Source organism: Actinosynnema sp. NPDC049800 (assembly GCF_040656635.1).
In the GTDB taxonomy this organism is placed as follows: domain Bacteria; phylum Actinomycetota; class Actinomycetes; order Mycobacteriales; family Pseudonocardiaceae; genus Actinosynnema.
Window position 1 is genome coordinate 36,050 of the sequence record NZ_JBFAMT010000028.1, and the last position, 15,395, is coordinate 51,444.

12 protein-coding genes are annotated in these 15,395 nt (G+C 74.1%); 5 read left to right on the top strand and 7 right to left on the bottom strand.

Translation table 11 applies throughout. From position 1 onward, the window contains the following. Window positions 1-1,833: 1,833 nt before the first annotated feature. A complete protein-coding gene (locus AB0I91_RS27220; RefSeq protein WP_499639434.1) occupies window positions 1,834-2,175 on the top strand; it encodes an NUDIX hydrolase in 342 nt (113 codons plus the stop codon). Between the two features lie 55 nt (window positions 2,176-2,230). On the opposite strand, the gene AB0I91_RS27225 is transcribed toward AB0I91_RS27220, so the two are convergent. Next, window positions 2,231-2,587, bottom strand: coding sequence for a VOC family protein (locus AB0I91_RS27225; protein ID WP_498775386.1), 357 nt, complete (start codon window positions 2,585-2,587; stop codon window positions 2,231-2,233). A 224-nt stretch (window positions 2,588-2,811) separates the two neighbouring features. Between AB0I91_RS27225 and AB0I91_RS27230 the strand changes: the two genes are divergently transcribed. Beyond that, the gene (locus AB0I91_RS27230) at window positions 2,812-3,678 is read left to right on the top strand and encodes a hypothetical protein (RefSeq protein ID WP_498775384.1); all 867 of its coding nucleotides are present in this window, start codon (window positions 2,812-2,814) and stop codon (window positions 3,676-3,678) included. 11 nt (window positions 3,679-3,689) lie between these two features. Next, window positions 3,690-4,289, top strand: a complete 600-nt coding sequence (locus AB0I91_RS27235) for a DUF3558 family protein (protein WP_499639436.1) — start codon at window positions 3,690-3,692, stop codon at window positions 4,287-4,289. Window positions 4,290-4,328: 39 nt separating this feature from the next. Here AB0I91_RS27235 and AB0I91_RS27240 read toward each other — a convergent pair whose 3' ends face one another. Then, window positions 4,329-8,831: a trypsin-like peptidase domain-containing protein gene (locus tag AB0I91_RS27240; RefSeq protein WP_499639438.1), complete on the bottom strand. Its 4,503-nt coding sequence runs from the start codon at window positions 8,829-8,831 to the stop codon at window positions 4,329-4,331. Further along, complete coding sequence (locus AB0I91_RS27245) at window positions 8,831-9,142, bottom strand: trypco2 family protein (protein WP_498775378.1); 312 nt, start codon at window positions 9,140-9,142, stop codon at window positions 8,831-8,833. Before AB0I91_RS27245 ends, AB0I91_RS27240 begins: the two co-directional genes overlap by 1 nt. Window positions 9,143-9,392: 250 nt before the next feature. Here AB0I91_RS27245 and sigJ point away from each other — a divergent pair, with 250 nt between their 5' ends. Continuing rightward, the gene (sigJ, locus tag AB0I91_RS27250; RefSeq protein WP_499639440.1) at window positions 9,393-10,289 is read left to right on the top strand and encodes an RNA polymerase sigma factor SigJ; all 897 of its coding nucleotides are present in this window, start codon (window positions 9,393-9,395) and stop codon (window positions 10,287-10,289) included. 44 nt (window positions 10,290-10,333) lie between these two features. Next, on the top strand, window positions 10,334-10,897 hold the full coding sequence (locus tag AB0I91_RS27255; RefSeq protein WP_498775374.1) for a DoxX family protein: 564 nt from the start codon (window positions 10,334-10,336) through the stop codon (window positions 10,895-10,897). Between the two features lie 70 nt (window positions 10,898-10,967). Here AB0I91_RS27255 and AB0I91_RS27260 read toward each other — a convergent pair whose 3' ends face one another. The 4 genes from AB0I91_RS27260 to AB0I91_RS27275 all read right to left on the bottom strand — a co-directional run bounded on the left by AB0I91_RS27260 (window position 10,968) and on the right by AB0I91_RS27275 (window position 15,317). Next, window positions 10,968-11,933: a hypothetical protein gene (locus AB0I91_RS27260; protein ID WP_499612490.1), complete on the bottom strand. Its 966-nt coding sequence runs from the start codon at window positions 11,931-11,933 to the stop codon at window positions 10,968-10,970. 115 nt (window positions 11,934-12,048) lie between these two features. Continuing rightward, window positions 12,049-13,095 (bottom strand): polysaccharide pyruvyl transferase family protein, encoded by a 1,047-nt coding sequence (locus AB0I91_RS27265; RefSeq protein ID WP_499639442.1) that lies wholly within the window; start codon window positions 13,093-13,095, stop codon window positions 12,049-12,051. Beyond that, a complete protein-coding gene (locus AB0I91_RS27270; RefSeq protein ID WP_498775368.1) occupies window positions 13,092-14,192 on the bottom strand; it encodes a hypothetical protein in 1,101 nt (366 codons plus the stop codon). Before AB0I91_RS27270 ends, AB0I91_RS27265 begins: the two co-directional genes overlap by 4 nt. A 21-nt stretch (window positions 14,193-14,213) precedes the next feature. Next, window positions 14,214-15,317: an S-adenosylmethionine:tRNA ribosyltransferase-isomerase gene (locus AB0I91_RS27275; RefSeq protein WP_499639444.1), complete on the bottom strand. Its 1,104-nt coding sequence runs from the start codon at window positions 15,315-15,317 to the stop codon at window positions 14,214-14,216. Window positions 15,318-15,395 lie beyond the last annotated feature (78 nt).

The window sequence follows — 15,395 nt, forward strand, 5'->3', positions numbered from 1 at the left end:
CGGCCCGGACGCCGCCCGCTCGCTGGTGACCGGGCGGCGGGTCCTGCCGGTCCTGGACGGTCTGGACGAACTGCCCGAGGGCATCCGACCCGCCGTGCTGCTCCGCCTGAACGAGGTCGCCGCGGACCCCCTCGTGCTCACCTGCCGCACCGCGGAGTACGAGGCCGCCGTCGCCGCGCCGGGCGGGGACGTGCTCACCGGCGGTGCGGTCATCGAGCCGAACCCGCTCACACCCGCCGACGCCGCCGACTACCTCGCCGCTTGCCTCCCGCCGGGCGCGGTGGGTGACTGGCGCGGTCTGCTGGCGACCCTCACCGACGGTCGGCGCGGCCCGCTCACCGAGGCGTTGTCCACCCCGCTGGCGCTGTGGTTGCTCCGCAAGGTCTACGTCGACACCGGCGAGCACCCGGCCGAGCTGTGCGAGGTCGGCCGGTTCCGCAGCGCCGACGCGGTGGTCGAGCACCTGCTCGACCACCTGGTGGCCGCGCTCGTCAGCGCGAACCCGCCGCGGGGCGGTGAGCATCCGTTCCGGCCCCGGCGGGCCTGGGAGCCGGCCGACGCGACGAGGTGGCTGACGTTCCTCGCCCACCACTTGACCACGATGGGCAGCCGTGACTTCGCCTGGTGGCGGCTCCACCACGCGGCGCGGCGCCGGGCCGCGGTCGTGGCGGGGCTCGTCGCCGGGGTCGGGCTGGGGTGCGCGGTGGCGGTCGGCGAAGGGCTTCTGGTCGGGCCCGTGAACGGAGCTGTCCTCGGCCCCCTGGTCGGACTCGTGTTCGGGGTGGTGGTCGGCTTCGCCCGCGGGCTCACGATCGGGCACGTGGCCGGGCTCGTGTTCGGGTTCAGCCTGCTGGGCGCCGGCGTCGACGCGGGACTCCTCGCCGGTGAACCCGTGGTGGGCCTGGTGTTCCTGGTCGCGGGCGGAATCCCGGTGGTGGTCGTCGGCGTGCTGGTGGCGCGGGGCGTCGGTTTCACCCCACCGGAGACGCCGGCGTACGCGGATCTCCGGCTGCGCGGTCGAACCCGATCGCTCGTGCGAGGGCTCACGAGGTGGGCCGGGGGTGGCCTGGTGCTCAGGTTCGTGCCCGGTTCCTCGGCCGGGCTCGTGTTCGGCGGCGTGCTCGGCGCGGCGGGCGAGACCTCGGGTGGGCTGCGTTCCGGACTGGTGTTCGCGCTGGTGTTCGGCGGCGCCACCTGGCTCGCGGTCGGGCTGGTCGAGTGGGCCGAGACCCCGCAACCGGACGACCGGCCACCGACTCCGGTCACCGCGTTCCGCCGCGACCTGCGGCTGGTGTGCCTCAAGTCGATCGTGGGCGGTTCCGTGATCGGCCTCGCGTTCTGGCTCCAGGACGTGCTCAGCGGCACCGGGGCATCGCCGACCGGACTCGTGGTCGGTCTCCTCGTCGCCCTCGCGATCGCACTCGGCGTCGGATCTCATCAACCCGGCGGACGCTACGTGTCCGCGGTGCTCGCACTGCGCGCCAACGGCAACTCCCGCTGCGACTCCTGGATTTCCTGGACGACGCCCACCGACTGGGCCTCCTCCGCCGGACCGGTCCCGTGTACCAGTTCCGGCACGCACGTCTCCAAGACCACCTCAGCCGGAAGTCGGCGCCGCCGGTGTCGTGACGGTGGCGGTCGGGTGGTCTTCGGTGCACCTGGCGTCCTCGGCGCGGTTGGATGTGTGCCATGCGACCGCTCCCGATCCGCGACCGCGCGGGTAACGCGTTGGTGGGGTTCCGCACCGTCGCCGAACGGGAACTGGAGGGTCTGGGTGATCGGGACGTCGTCCCGGCCGCCCTGGTGGTGGTCGAGCACGCGGGCGCCGTGCTCATGGTGTTCGACAGTTGGCGCCGGGCGTGGGAGCTCCCGGGCGGCGGCCGTGAGCCGGGCGAGACGACTCGCCAGACAGCGGTCCGGGAGTTGCGCGAGGAGACCGGCATCGGCGAGGTGGCGCTGGACGGTGTCGCGGTGGCCGAGTTCACCCTCGTCGCCCCGGACCGCCGTGAACTCCTCGCCATCTACCGGCTGCGCCTCACCGCCGCGCCCCGCCTCCTGGTCAACGACGAAGTGCTCGACTTCCTGTGGTGGTCACCGTCCGCCCCGGTCGCCGACGCCATGAACCCCCTCGACGCCGAGATCGCCCGACGCGTCGCCCGGCCTCCGCCCGCGTGAACCGCCAGACCTACGGCGCTGCACGCGGGTCGGAAGGTGCGGGTGAGGCTCCGGGTCAGTTCACGCAGAGGCAGAACGGATGGCCCGCCGGGTCGAGGAAGACCCGGAAGGACGTGCCCGGCTGGTGCGGGTGTTTGGTCGCGCCGAGGTCGAGGACGGCCGCCTCGGCGGTGTCGAGGTCGTCGACGGTCACGTCGAGGTGCATCTGCTGGGGCGACTCCTGGCTCGGCCACACCGGGGGCGCGTACCCGTCCACCTGCTGGAAGCAGATGCACTGACCGTGCTCCGCGCGGACCTCGGCCCAGTCGGGGGAGACGTCGACCTTCCAGTCCAGCAGCGCGCCGTAGAACCTCGCGAGCGCACCGGGGTCCGGGCAGTCGATGACGATGCTGGGGAAGCGTGCGATGGCCATGCCGGTCATGCTAAGGGTGGTTGCGGACGATCCACGTCCGGATTGTGGCGTTGACACCCGCAGGTGTGGCGTGCCGGGATCCGGACGTCGCCCGCCACTCCGACAGGCGTCAGCACCCGCGTGCCGGACGTGGCGGGGCACCACGCGACCCGGCAGGATGGGCACGTGAACCAGCTTGATGGGGCAAGTCGATTACGTCGGCGGCCGTCCGGGGCGGGTGCCTCGTGAGCCGGAAGCGGCGCGAGCGGGCACGGGTGTCGACGAGGATCCGGCAGCTTTGGGAGATCACCGTGACCACGGTGGCGCTGCTCGCCGGCACCTACCTGATCCTCGCCACGATCGAGCCGACCAGGATGGTGCTGGAGCGCTACCTCGGGCGGCTGGAACTGCCGGGGCTCGTCGCGCTGATCGGGGTGATGCTGGAGATCACCACCATCGCCGTCTACCAGCTGGGCCGCGAAGTCCGGTCGCTGCGGACCCGGATCACGGGTGCCGAGCACGACCCGGGCACGCACTCGATCAGCGGAGTGCTCTCCGCGTTGAGCGACGACACCGTCGGCCGACGGGACCGCCGACTCGCCGTGCTCGGCCTGACGCTGAACACCAGCTGGCCGGCGCTCGCCGGCTGGCTGACCTCGCCCGATCGCCCGACCGGCTGGCACATCACCTTGCTGTGCCTCGACCCGGCCTTCGTCGCAAGCTCCGGCGAACTGCCCCACGAGTGGGCGGAGGAGGCACGGCGCAGCACGGCGAAGATCCGCTCGTTCATCGAGCAGGAGGCCGACGACCTGCGCCGCCAGGGGATCACCGTGGAGCTGAAGACCTACGCCTGCGTCCCGGTCGTCCACGGCTTCCGCTTCGGTGACGGCACCATCTACGCCTCTTACCTGCAATGGACGGACACCGGCCGGATACGCCCGTTCGAGTTCTACGACCGGCTGTCCCCGGACGACAGGTCGCCGCGCACCGGCCACTACCGCCGCCTCTTCGAGAGCTGGTTCACCCGGGCCGACACGGTCCGCGCCACGCCGTACGCCGTCGAGTCGAACGCCGTCGAGCCGTCGAGCCACCCGACTCGGCGGCAGGCTTAGGATTCCGCGTCGTGCCACTCTCCGCCGGCCGGTCGGCCGCCCTGCTCCTCCTGCCGCTGCTGTGGGTGTCGGCCTGCACGACGCCACCGCCCGGGTCGTCCGCCACGCCGCCGTCCTCCCCGGACCGGCCCGCGTGGGTGTCGGTCACCGAGCAGGCGGAGACGGTCCGCCCCGACGAGCTGGCCACCGACCGGCCGAAGCGGATCGCCGCGGACGCCGACCTCTGCGCGTTGCTCACCGCGCAGGAGGTCACGGCCGCCACGGGCGCGCCCTCCGCGAAGACCGGCAGGCCCCTGCCCGGCACGTTGTGCCTGTGGCAGCTCGGCGACGCGGTGGACGACCGCGGAACCCCCACCGAGACGCTGGTGCTCACCTCCGCCTTGTCGGGCGTGTGGCTCGGCGATGAGCAAGGCCTCGTCGGCGGCTACCCGACCCGCAGGCTGGTGGGAGACGGCTCCTGCACCCTCAAGGTCGGGATCCGCCGTCCGGACGCCCCGACCGACACAGTGGTGCTCAAGGTGATGCTGCACGTCACCGACCCGACCACCGACCCGTGCGCGGCCGCGCGGCCGCTCGCGGAAACCGCCTTGAGCCGGATCCCGAGCGCTTGACCGCGAGTCCGCGCGGAGCGCACCAGGACGAACACGCCCTCAGGCAGTCCACCACGAGTCGACGTCCAGCACGCTGTGCGCGGTCCGTTCGAGCACACCGTCGCCGAGCCGTTCGAGGAACGGGATCGCCGCCGTCAGCACCGAGAAGAACACGTACCTGTTCCAGTCGAGGGACAGGCGCAGCGCCTCGCGCAGCACGGCGAGCGCCGCGTCGTCCGACCGACCCGGATAGGCGGTGACGGCCGCGAGCGCCCTGGCCTTGTTGGCGTCCGACTGGCCGATCGCGGTCAGGCGTCGGTCCGTTGTGGACGGTGCGCCGATCGCCGACGCCGTGCGGTGCGCCGTGTCCGCGAGCTCCCGGGCCCACTGCCTCCTGGCCGGCACGCGGTGCGCGTGGGTGGCCAGCGTCGTCAGCACGATCGCCAGCGTCTCGTCGCTCGGCACGCCGTCACCCATGTCGCCGTACTGCGGCTGGTAGGGCCGCGGATCGCGGATGACGGCCAGCGCGGTCTCGAAGCGGCCCGCACGCGCCAGCCGCGTGACGACCGCGTCGAGCATCGCACCCCGGCGAAGGTCTTCGTACCCCGGGATCGCATGGGGGTCCGTGCCGTCAGGGGCGTCGACGAGCGCTTCGAGAGCCGGTGAGTTCCTGTGGTCGTTCCGCTCCGCGCGGCGGCGCAGCGCGGTCGGCAGGGTCACGGCCAGTTCGGTCGAACCGTCGTAGGCGAGCAGGTCGGCCACGCGCTCGCCCACGGTTCCCGCGTCGTCGCCGAGCAGGTCGAGCGCCGCGTCCACGTCACCGCCTTCGAGCAACCCGACGATGGCGGGGACGCGGGCATCCGGGTGGGCGAGCCGCTCGCCTACGGCCAGTGCGGCGTCGAGTCGCCCGGACCTGGCCAGGGCGCGCACGGCGGCGTCGAAGAAGACGCGGCGATCGCGCGCCACGCCTTGCGCCGGCAGAACGGACAGGGAGTGCAGCGCGGCCGTGCGCGCGAGTTCCGCGCGCCCCTCGGCCAACTGGCCCCGCACCACGTGGGCCAGCGCCGCGGCCCGGCGACCCGGCAGCTTGTCGAACTCCGGCAGGACCCGCCGCAGCCCGTTCTCGTCGCGCGCGTCGATCGCGCGCCGGACGAGCGGGTACGGCGACGACGCCACGCGCCGGCGCAGCACGTCCAGCACCTCGTCGGCGTCCGCCGCGAGGGCCACGTCGGAGTCCAACGTCGGCCGGTCGAGCAGGTCCGCGGCCATCTCGGCGGTCGGCGGGCCGTCGACCAGCCCGAGGACGTCCGCGAGACGGGCGAACGTCGAACCGCGCGCGATCGAGCGCGCCGGCATCCCCTCGGCGACCTCGACCGCCTCCGCCCCGAAGCCGGCCCTGGCCAGGATCACCGCGACGTCGCCGCGCGCGTCCTCCAAGCGGCCGAGCGCGGTGAGGGCGGCCTCGCGGGCGTCCACCGGGGAGCTCGCGGCCAGCGCGCTCGCGATCGTCAGCAGCACCTGGACCTTCCCCTGGTCGGAGGTGAGGCCGGCGAGCAGGTCCCGCGCCCGGTCGACCGCGCCCTCGTGCACGTGCGCGATCGCGACCGCGGCCCGGACCACCTCGGCCGACTCGCCGGCCGCGGCCAGGTCGAGCAGCGCCACGTCGACCCCGGCGAGGACCGCCTGGTGGGCGAGGACGACGGCGGCATCACGTCGCGGCGTCGCGACGGCCCACCCGGAGAACTCGTCCCAGTCGAGGTCGAACCACCACGTGATCTCCGGCCACTCCCGGGTGCGCCAGCCGCTCTCGCTGATCCGGCTGAGCCGGGCGAGGACGCCCACGCCGTGCTCCGGTTCGCCCACCCGGACCCGCGCGGCCGCGACGCCGACCCGGTCCACGTCCGACGGGTGCCGACGGCCGGCGAGCAGCAGGCCCGCCTTGTCGACGAGCCGGCGCGCGGCGTCCACCCGCCCCCGGTCGGCGACGACGATCGCCAGTCTCGCCACGGAGTGCGGCAGGCCGTCGACGCGCCAACCGGTGATCCCGTCGTCGATCCCGTCGGCGACCGCCAACGCCTGGTCGACCCGCCCGGCCTCGGCCAGCGCCAGGGCCAGCAGCGCGTGGGCCGTCGCGACGTCCGCGCCGTCGGCGAAGCCCCGCGCGATCGTGAGGCCCAACTGCGCGGCGCCGTGGCGCACCAGGGCGGGCGCGATCCGCTTGAACGCCAGGGCGACCGGCCGTCCGCGCGCCCAGGCCCTGATCACCTCGCAACCGTCCTCGACCGCGCCCGCCGTGAACAGCGCCAGCGCCAAGTCCTCCAGGCACGACGACTGGTGCTGCTCGCCCGACGCACGTGCCGCGCCGACCGCGGCGGCGACCGCTTGGCGGCACCGCTCGTGCTCGCCCGCCTGCCACAGCGCGACCGCGATCGACTGGAACGCCCGGCAACGGTCGATCGGCCGTTCGGCCAACGCGGCATGCGCCTCGGCCCTCGCCGTCTCGCCCGCGGCGACGAGGGCCGCCAGCAGCGATCCGGGGACGTCGTCGGCGATGCCCTTGATGTTCACGGCGGTCAGGGCGGTGCGGATCTCGGCCACGACGTCCGGCGGCGACCTCCGCATCAGGATGTCCAGGACCGCGCCCACCTCCGCCCGCACGCCCCGCGGTGACAGCGTCCTGGCCACCACCAGCTCCAGCCGCCGCCTGCCGACCAGCCGCGCGGCCAGCTCGAAGTCGTTCGCCCGGTCGACGTGGCCGAGGACGGCGGTCAGCGCGTAGTCGGGCGTGTCGTCGGGCCACCCCGCGTCGGCGTACCCGCGGCACCAGTCGAGCAGGCGCCGGTCGGCCGTCCGCCGCTGCGCCGCCGTCAACCGGGTGGCCAGCACCACGGCGAACTCCTCGTGCATCAGCTCGTGCCGCGGCGAACCGATCAGGAACCGGCGCACCGGCGCGAGCGCCCGCCGGATCCGGTGGGCGGGCACGCCGAGGGCCTCGGCGAGCTCGACCTCGGTCAGGCCGCGGGCCGCCGCGAGCAGCAGGGCGAGCGCCTCCCAGGTCGTGTCGTCGTCGGCGTCGACTTCCAGCAGGTCGAGCTGCCAGCGGAAGTACCCGGCCACGTCCGCGGGCCGCTCGCGCCGGTAGGCGGCCAGGGCCGCGTCACCGTCCCGCGCCACGTCCTGGGCGGTGAACCTGGCCAGCAGCGGTTCACCCCTGGTCACCTCGTGCACGGCCGCCGCGGACGACGCGGGCTCGGCGGCGCCGAAGACGTGCAGCAGCTCGGCGATCTCGGCCACCGACAGCGGTGGCAGCGCCACGAGGTGCGCGCGGTGCAGCGGGTGGTGCGGCGGCACCAGCGAACGGGCCCGCGGACTCGGCCGGGAGGTCACGATCACGTGCGTGAAGTCGGGCACGTGCGCCGGCAGCAGCTCCGCGACACCCGGGCGGTCCGGCGCGGCCTCGTCCAGGCCGTCGACGACGAGCAGCAGCGGCCGCCCCGGCCCGGCGTTCGCCGCGGCCTCCCGCCACAACTCGTCGAACCCGCCCGCGCCGTCGTCCGACCGGTTCAGCAGCGCCGCCAGCTGACCGGTGAGCCCGGCGACGAACGCGGCCGGCGTGTGGTCACCGAGGTCGCGGCGCAGCGAGAACCCGACCAGATCGGGCGTCGGACCGTCCCACGCGTCGCCGGCGTGCCGCCGCCACAGATCCGCGACCAGCGTCGTCTTGCCGAACCCGGCCGGCGCTTCGACGAGGGCGTAACCGCCTTCCCGCGCCCCGCTGAACGCCATCAGCCGACGCACCTGGCCGTCCCGTCCCACGACGGTGGACGTGTACTCGACGATCGCCGCGCTCAGCTCGTACCGGAACGCCGCCGGCGCGGTGCGGCGTCCACCGGTGGACGGTGGCGGCGCGGAGACCGACTCGGCGACCGGGTTCGTGCCGCCGTCGGCTTCGACGAGGCGGCGGAATTCGGGATCGCGCAGCACGGTGTCCAGGCGCGCCGCGTGCAGCCGCCGGTTGCCGAAGTCGACGTCGTCCAGCACGACCACGCCCACCAGCAGACCGGCGCAGAAGACGGCGGCGCCGGACACACCGGCCCAGGCCCGCCGCCCGGGCTGCGGCGCCGCGTCCTGGTCGAGGACGTAGGCGCCGTGCGGCCCCGTCGACAGCGGGTTGACCACGCCGGCCAGCTGCTCGACCCCGGCGCCCGCCTCGCCGTAGTCGGCGAACCCGGGGAACCCGATGCCCGAGTAGCGGACCTGCTCGATGCCGTCGACGACGCCCCACCGCACGGCGTCGCCGAGCTCCCCGTCGGCCGGCGGGTCCAGCTCCAGCAGCGCCACGTCCAGCGCGGGGTGGCTCCACACCAGCCGGGCGTCGTGCCGCCGTCGTTCCCGGTTCGGGTGACCGAGCCGGACCACGACGCGCGGCCAGGCGCCGTCACGCGTGCCGACGACGTGCCCGGCGGTCAGCACCAGCCGCCTGCCGATCAGGTAACCCGAGCCGGCGCCGCGTGCCGCCGCCTCCGTCCCCGCGCGGACGTCGGCGAGCCTGCGCTGGTCCATCAGCTAGTCCACGGACGCTCGACATCCCGGGAGACCTCGAGGTTGCGACCGGTGGCCGCGTCGGTGGCGGTGAGCCGGAGCTTGACCCGGTGGGTGTGGGCGCTGGCCGCCTTGCCCTCCGCGTTCGCCGAGACCACGCCGAACTGCACCTTCGCGCCGGCCTTGCCCTCCTTGCGCACCTCGACGAGGAGCTCGACCTCGACCTCGGTCACCTCGAAGCGGAACTGGTGGCCGGCTCCGGCGTCCTGGGCCAGGCCCAGCTCCTCCCGCAACCCGTCGATGGCCTCCGCGATCCCCACCCGGTCCGTCACGTCCAAACCCCCTGCTCACGCCCGCCGGAAACCGGTCGATTGTGACACGATCACCCCACCGCCCCGGCTCCACACCGTCGACGCGTGCGCTGTTCCGCGATGGGCGTCGACGCTCGACGCGCCCGAGAACGGTGGTGCGGGTGGATGTGCGGCGCGTCACGTCCCGTGGTGTCACGTTCGGACGGGTCCGCGGTGTCTTGGGAGGCATGCCCGAGCACAGCACGTCGAACGACGCGGGAGTCACGTCGCCATGACCACCGACGAGCACGCCGAGCGGTTCACCCTGTTGCGGCCACTGCTGTTCACCATCGCCTACGAGGTGCTCGGCTCGGCGACCGAGTCCGACGACGTGCTGCAGGACAGCTACCTGCGGTGGGCCGAGGTGGACCTGGCGGCGGTGCGGGACACCAAGTCGTACCTGGCGCGGCTGGTGACCCGGCAGGCGCTCAACGCGTTGCGGGCGAGCGCACGGCGGCGTGAGGACTACGTCGGCCCGTGGCTGCCCGAGCCCGTGCTGCTCGACGAGCACGACGCGTCGGCCGACGTCGTGCTCGCCGAGTCCGTGTCCATGGCGATGCTCGTGGTGCTCGAAACCCTCGCGCCCGACGAACGCGTGGTGTTCGTGCTGCGCGAGGTGTTCGGCTTCTCCCACAACGACATCGCCGCCGCGGTGGGCAAGCCCGCGGCGACCGTGCGCCAGGCGGCGCACCGCGCCCGCAAGCACGTGCAGGCGCGGCGCAGGCGCTTCGAACCCGCCGACACCGCGACCACCGCCCGGATCACGGAGCAGTTCATGGCCGCGGCCGGCACGGGTGACGTGCGCGGGCTGCTCGCCGTGCTCGCGGAGGACGCCACCTTCACCGCCGACGGCGGCGGCAAGACGCGCGCGGCACGCCGGCCGGTGGTCGGCGCGGAGGCGGTGGCCGCGCACCTGGTGAGCCTCTTCCACAAGGGCCGGGCGACACCGGGCCTGCGGATCGAGAGGGCCACCTGCAACAACGCGCCCGCGCTGGTCGTCCACCGGGGCGACCGGCTGGAGGGCGTGTTCCTGATCGAGATCACCGACGAGGTGATCACCAACGTCTACGTCGTCCGCAACCCCGACAAGCTCCTCACGCTGACGGTGCCCCGCCGGATCAGCCGGTAGCGGCAGCCGACCCGAACCGACAGGAAACCCTGATGCGAACCCACATGACCGAAAGCCGACCGCACGCGACCACCACCGCCGCCGCCGCACCGACCGGCCGGAACCGGCTGCGTCCCATCGCCTTCCGGCTCGCCACCTTCGTCATCGTCTTCGAGCTGATCGCCGGGTCGGCGTGGAACCTGCTGACGATCGACTGGATCGACGCGCAGTTGGCCCACCTCGGGTACCCGGACTACTTCGCCCAGGTCCTCGGCGTCTGCCAGTTCGGTGCGGCGGTGGCGATCGCGGCGCCCGGGTTCCGGCTGCTCAAGGAATGGGCGTACGCCGGAGTCTGCTTCCTGTGGGGCGGCGGCGTGGTGTCGCACCTGGCACTGGGCGACGGCCCGGAGTCGTGGGCGCCGCCGTTGATGTTCCTGGTGCTCGCCGTGGCGTCGTGGGCGTTGAGGGCGGAGGACCGCCGGCCGGGAACCCGTCCTCGCGCGTGGGCCGTTTCGGCCGGGTTCGTCGTCGTCCTGTCCGCCGTCTCGCTCCTCACGCTGCCCGCCGCCGAGGACCTCACGGGCGAGTGGGCGGTCGAGCGCGGCTGGGTCGACGACCAGCGGCCGTGAGGCGATCGACCCGCCGGAGCCCGGGTGGCGGCGGAGCACGTCGGACCGCGCACCGCTGACGGAGGTCGCGCTACCGGTCCCGGGTTTCGGCGAGTCGGTCGACACCGAGCCCGCTGATGATCAGGCGTTCCTTGCGGTTGCCGGTGAGGAGTCGGCTCCAGTCGACGAAGCCCCCGTCGGCGACCTCCAGCCGTCGGCCGGCGATGGTCGTGCCGACCTTGAAGCACACGCCGGTGTAGTAGCCGCGCCCGGTCGTCCGGTCGGGATCGTCGAGCACGTCGACGCCCGGCAGGTCGGCCAGGTCCTCGCGCACCCGGTCGACCACCGGGCCGGTCGCGTCGTCCAGGCGGGTGAGCCGGATCTCGGTGTGCCGCCCGCCCGCCTCGGCCGTCGCCCGGGCGGCGAACCGCAGGTGCTCGGTCAGGTGCCGGTGTTCGAACGCGTGGTTGCCGGTGTCGCGGCCGGCGGTCACCAGGCCGAAGAGCTGGAAGTGCGCCAGCATCCCGGGTCCGTCGAAGTGCTGGGCGCGGGTCACCCGCTGGGTGGCCGCCAGCCTGACGGGCACGGACGACCGGGGATCGGCGGCCAGCGCCCGGGAGCGGCGCGCGGACGCCTCCAGCGCCAACGCGTTCGTGGGGTCGGCGGCGACCTCGCTGCCCCGGACGGTGGCGATCACCTTGCGCGGGTCGACGGTCGCGACCGCCGAGTGCGCCGCCAGCGGCACGACGGGGGCGAGCACCAGGACCTCGAAGTCGTCGGGCAGCGCGGACAGCAAGGCGTCCTCGGCCCGGCGCAGCGCGGCGAAGTCGGTCGCCGCGGGCGCCACGAACCGATCGCCGCGGTACCGCCGCATCACCTCGGCCGGCGTGAGCCGGTCCGCTCGCCGCCGGAACACCTCCAGCAGCAGCGTGGTCAGGTCCGCGCCGGAGAGCTCCTCCGCCAGCAGGTCCACGAGTTCCGGCCCGCCGACCCGGTCCAGGACCCGCCGCAACGCGTGGTTGACCGGTGCTCGTCCGGCGAGGTCGTCGCTCGTCATGGTCGACGAGTATCACCCTGGCGACAGCGGTCGACCAGGGAATTCCGGCGGGCGTGGGATTCCCGGCGCGGCTCGGGCACGGCGCGCCCGGATGGCGACCGGTCGTCCGGCCGGATCACGGAGGTCGTTCCCGGTCGGTCGGGGCGAGGGCGCGTGCCTGCTCGACGGCTTCGGCCGGGCTGCCGGCCCAGCGCACGCCGGGCCAGCCGCTGGTCCAGGTGCGCCAGCTGTTCTCCAGCTTGCCGTGGCGATCGGCCAGCAGCACGTGGGGCCGGTCGAGCACCAGGCTCAGCAGGTGCCCGTGCAGGCGGTCGGTGATCACGACGTCGCCGCTGGCCAGCAGGGCGAACCCCCGGGCCAGCTGGAGCGCCGCGAGCTCGTCGTGGGCGGCGGTCACGGCCGCCGCCGCACCCGGGTGGAAACGCCTGTGCACGGCGGCTCGCAGTCGTCGTCCGGCGGCCTCCCGCCGCAGCCGCCAGTCCGGGACCGCGCCGAGCTCGTCCGTCCAGTCGGTGTGCAGCGCCCTGCCGCGTGGCGCGGGCAAGGGGAGTCCGGTGGCCTCGTGATCGGTCCGGGCCAGCCACACCACGTCGTGCGCCCGGTGGCCCGTCGTGGCGGGCGCGGCCAGCGCGAAGGCCGGGTCGGGGCACAGCAGGCTGGGCGCGGCGAAGTGGGTGCGGGCCGACCGGAGGCTGTGCCGGTCGCGCACCAGCAGGGTGAGGTCGGGGTGGGCGTCGAGGACTTCCCGCGCCCGGCGGAGGTTCCCGTCGTCGCGGAAGCAGATCGACTGGGGCAGTTGCACGATCCGGTGCCGGGGGAAGGACCGGACGACGTGCTCCCGGAAGCGCTGGCGCTCGGGCCACAGGTCGCCGAGGTTGCCGCCGCCGTGCAGCAGGATCACGCCCTCGGGCACGGCGGTCAGCAGGTCCTCCGGCCGGAACGACCGCTCGTGGCAGGTGTAGGCCACCGACACGCCCAGCTCGCGCAACAGCGTGCGCTCGCCCGTCCAGATGGCGCTGTCGCCGACGTTGGCGTGCAAGGGGAAGTCCACCAGCGCGCACCGCGTGCCGGGCGCGAGCAGCGTCGAGAGGACCCGCGTGATCTCGCTCCGCAGCTCCGCTCGACGCCGTTCGGGAACCGGCCGGACGGTCTGCGCGGTCAACTGCCCACCTGCGGGGGATCACCCGCGCGACGCAACCCGTCCCGCAGCGCGTCGGCGATGTCCTGCCGTCCCCGGTTCTCGGCGTCCCGCACCAGCGAGCGCATCGTGACGCGGCCGGGCTCGTCGGGCATCGGCACCGCGCCGACCAGCTCCAGGTCCAACGCCGTCGGCAGGGTCGCGCACCGCCCGGACGCGCCCGCGAGTTCGAGCGCGACCATCGTGCCCACGCACTTCTGGCAGTGCCCGCAGTTGTGGCCGGGCTCGCTCTTCCAGCAGACGCAGAGGTTGTCCAGGGCCAGGTCGCCCTCGCCCGCCAACCGGATGACCTTCTCGGCGCGGGTCGCCTCGGCGCCGTCGTGGACGATCTCCAGTCCCTCGGTGGAGAACAGGTGGTCCAGCAGGGGGTGCGAGCCCAGGGGCGGCAGGTGCCGGTACTGGTCGCTGGAGGCGATCAGGCAGCGTCCCAGCAGGCCCTGCAGGCTCAACGCGACCGAGGCCAGCGCCGCGCCGTGGTACTCCGGCCAGAACGCGGTGGGCTCGCACAGCGACCGGACGTTGGTGTCGATCACGAGCAGCTGCTTGCCCGTGCGCGCCGCCACGTGCCGCAGCCTCGCCAGCAGGCGTTCGTGCCAGGCGCCCGTCTTCCGCTCGAAGTTGGCGAACAGCAGGTGGGTCACCGGCTCCCAGTCCGGTGCCGCGGACCGGGCGACGTCCTTGAGCAGGCTGTAGAACGAGTCCACCCCGGCGGTGAAGAACAGCCCGACCGCGTCGCCGGCCCCATGCGTGGCGACGGGCGCACGCAGGTCGACCGGGTGCAGGTGCGGCCACCACGCGGTGTAGATGTCGGTGATGGTGGACGCCGACCGGAACAGGCGGCGTGAGACCGGGGCGTGGACGCGCACGTCCTCCTTCAGCGCCATCGCGGGCATCATCAGCGCGGCGAGGAAGGCGTCGCCCACCGGCGGCAGCCACTCCGGCTCGGCGCCGTGCACCGTGAAGTGCAGGCGTTCGCCGTCCGGCGTCAGGGCCGAGTCCACCGCCGCCGACAGCCGCCAGCCGTCCGGTGTCCGATCGCGGGCGACGTCGTCGACGATCACGGTCGCGTTCCCCCTCGGCGGTCAGACGATCAGCATGGAGTCGCCGAACTCGTGGAACAGGTAGCCGTTGGCGATGATGTCGTCCCGGTAGGCCGTCAGCAGGGTCTCCCGACCGGCGAACGCCGCGGTGAGCAGCAGTTCGGAGCTCCTCGGCCGGTGCAGGTTGGTCATGAACGCGTCACAGGCCCGGAACACGTGCCCCGGCATGATCGTGAGCTGGGTGAACCCGGTCTGGGGCCACAGCCGCCCCCGGCTGTCGGCGACCGTCTCCAGGGTGCGCATCGCCGACGTGCCGCAGACGACGACCCGCCCGCCGTCACGTCGGCACCGGTTGACCAGGTCGGCGGTGTCGACCGACACCTCGTAGCGCTCCGCCCGGGGCAGGTCGAACCCGGTGGGCGGGTCGTCGAGGTCCTCGCGCACCGGCAGGCCGTCGCGCACCGCCTTGCGGCGCACCATCATCCGCACGAAGTACCGGCTCCGGGCCGCCAGGTAGAGGGTCACCTCCGCCACCGCCACGCCGGCGGCGCGCAGGCCGTCGAGCATGTCCGCGGTGAAGTGGCGGCCCGCCGAGGGGAGCAGCACCGCGCCGGGCCGGGAGGCGTAGACCGTCTGGTACTGCTCCGGGTCCAGCGGCGCGCGGTCGAGGTAGCCGGGGCAGATCATCTCGGCCGCCCGCTGCAACGACTCGGCATCGGGCGGGTCGACCGCCGCCCGCCACACGCCGGCGTCGGCCTCGTGCAGGAGCCGGACCGTGATGTCGCCGTCGCCGCCCAGGCGGAACTCGGCTCCCGGCGCGCACGCCGCGGTGGGCGCGACGAGGCAGTGCCACGTGCCGTCCTCGACGGGGGAGTGCAGGCTCACCGCCACCGGCTCGCCGTCCGCGTCGACCCCTTCGAGCAACGACGGGACCACGCGCGCGTTGTTGAGCACCAGGACGTCCCCGGCCCGCAGGTACTCGCGGTCCGAGAAGTGGCGGTGCTCCACCTGCCCGCTCTCGCGGTGCAGCACGGCCAGGCGGGCGTCGGTGCGGTCGCCGCCCCGGGCCTCGGGCGGTTCCTGCGCGACCAGCGCCGGCGGCAGCTCGAACTCGTAGTCCGCCGTCCGCTGCACGACCTCGGTCATTTCCTCGCCCTCCACCTGGGTCCCGCGGTCGCGCCGGAATGGAATGGGCGACATTTCTCTCGTGTGGTGGTGCCAGTA